3 protein-coding genes are annotated in these 2120 nt (G+C 56.6%); all 3 read right to left on the reverse strand.

Features of this window, described 5'->3' with window-relative positions; genetic code table 11:
* Positions 1–464: 464 nt before the first annotated feature.
* Positions 465–857 carry a hypothetical protein gene (locus tag FHD68_RS18385; RefSeq protein ID WP_139086546.1) on the reverse strand — a complete coding sequence of 131 codons (393 nt, stop codon included), beginning with the start codon at positions 855–857 and terminating at the stop codon, positions 465–467.
* Positions 854–1420, reverse strand: coding sequence for an N-acetylmuramoyl-L-alanine amidase (locus FHD68_RS18390; protein ID WP_139086548.1), 567 nt, complete (start codon positions 1418–1420; stop codon positions 854–856). Before FHD68_RS18390 ends, FHD68_RS18385 begins: the two co-directional genes overlap by 4 nt.
* Positions 1421–1533: 113 nt before the next feature.
* Positions 1534–2120, reverse strand: a 587-nt coding sequence (locus FHD68_RS18395) for an acyltransferase family protein (RefSeq protein ID WP_139086550.1), incomplete at its 5' end; no start/stop codon positions are given.

The raw sequence follows: 2120 nt of genomic DNA on the forward strand, positions 1-2120 counted from the left end.
CTCATGTCACCGCTCCGTTTTCAAAGCCGTGAATCATGCTGTTCCCGCGAAATCAATGCATCCTGACCCTAGCGGAAGTTGGAGAGATAAGAAACCAATTTGTTCATAAGCGCCCGTACGGTTCACTCGCATGCGAAAAAAACGGATTTATTGATTCAACTGATCATACCCTCGGACTGTATCGGTATTCGCGCCTAGCTTCTTTACCAAATGGAGAGAATCAAGATATTTTAGATGTGGTTGCCTATCACTACGAACAGTGCAATCAAGTGTTCATTGATATTGCCAAGTTAACAAACATGAGGCGTGAAATAAGAACTATTACAGATAAGGATATTATAAATATTAGATAAAATTTTTTTTGATATATAAACTTGGTAATTTTTTTATAGAAAAAGTGCTCCGTTTTGAAGCTGATCCGGCGGGGAGATGGCGGACGAACTGCGCCGCCACCCCGGCCGTCATCAGCGGGGCTGCTGCGCACGCAGTACCGGCACCTTGTTAAGCGCTGTGGTCAGGGCATCGGCCTCCACAACTGCCTCAGCGGCCTGCTTCTTGTTCCAGACCGCTCTCGTCTTGCCGAGCATGCGCTCGATGCCGGCCCACAGCAGGCCTGCGACGGTGATGACGGCATAGACCGTCTCCGCCGTCACATCGATCGGCATCGGAAACGGTAGGCCGATCATCAGCGCGGCCGCAGCCACGAAGGCCACGCAGGCGACGCAGGCGACGATGAACGAGCGGTTGGTAAAGGCCAGCGACCAGCGCTTGTCCGGCCCGGCCAGACGGTTCGCCTGCTCAATTAGCGCCGACAGATCGCGAAGGGTCTTGAAGAGCATCAGCGGATTCATGGTCATTTCACTCCGAAGAAGGCCAGCGCGGCAGCAGCCAGCGCGGCGAGGATGTAGATGGCGCTCTTGGCGGGTCCGGTGGCGACGGGGGTGGATGGGGAGGGCAGAGGCTTCGCCGGGATGCTGTCCACAACCGGCGGCCGTGCGTTGGCCGCAGCCCACCAGCTTCGCACGTCGAAGCCAGGGCACTGGGTCGGGGCCAGATCGCGATGGCCGACGACCTGGGCGCCGGGATGCTTGGCGAGCAGCTCGCGAACCAGCTTCACCGTCGCGGCCTTCTGCGCCTCGGTCCGGTTGTCGACGCCTACATTGGGGCCGGTAGCCCGCTCGATGCCACCGATGCAGCAAATGCCCAGGCTGCCTGTGTTGTGGCCCGCGACATGCGCGCCGACGACAGTGTCCGGGCGGCCCTTCTCGACAGCCCCGCTGCGCCGGAGCACGTAGTGATAGCCGACATCGTTGAACCCGCGGGCGAGGTGCATCTTGCGGATGTCAGCCACGCCGTAATCCTGGTCGGGATAGGTCGCGCTATAGTGCAGCGCTATGAACTTGATGGGGAAGTGCGGCATGGCTGCCTCCTCGTGGGCTTGGACATGAAAAAGCCCCGCACGATGGCGGGGCAGAAAGTGGAGATATGAAGAGATTAACCCTTAATATTGACAATTAAGGGACTGCTCGGTGGTTAGAAGGCGGAGCTGGCTCCATGCTTGCTTCGCGCCGTATTCCTACTGATCATCTTGCTGGCCGCTCGGCGTATTGGTTCGTCGTAGAAACGAGGCAGTAGTGCTGAAATGATGATGGTGCCCAGCACCGTCGCGACGAACACTACTGCTTTATCAGCACCGGATAGTTCCCATTTGGCGACCACTGTGCTCGCGAAGTACAGCGCGGGCATGTGGATTATGTAGAGCGGGTAAGAAATTCGCCCAAGCCATTGTGCAACGGACTTGAATGGGCCGGTGGGCTGCCAAGATGCCGCATAATACACCAATGCGGGAAAAACGAATGTGACGACACCAAAATCAATCCACCATTTGCGCGGCCCAGCTGCCAATATGGGGATAATCGCCAAGGCCAAAAGCAGAGGTACAGTGCTTCCAAGCTTCACCTTTGGCGCAAATCGTAAGATTAGAATGCCAATGACGAACGAGAACGTTACTCGCGGCACGCCGCCTATGAAGTTTTGGGGGTTCCACCGGCTCTGTTGCACAAATCGCGTCAGGGATTCATCTCGTGAATCCAGCGTGGTAGCTGTGATGCATGAGCAGA

The organism is Paracoccus marcusii, from assembly GCF_006151785.1.
GTDB classification, from domain to species: Bacteria; Pseudomonadota; Alphaproteobacteria; order Rhodobacterales; family Rhodobacteraceae; genus Paracoccus; species Paracoccus marcusii.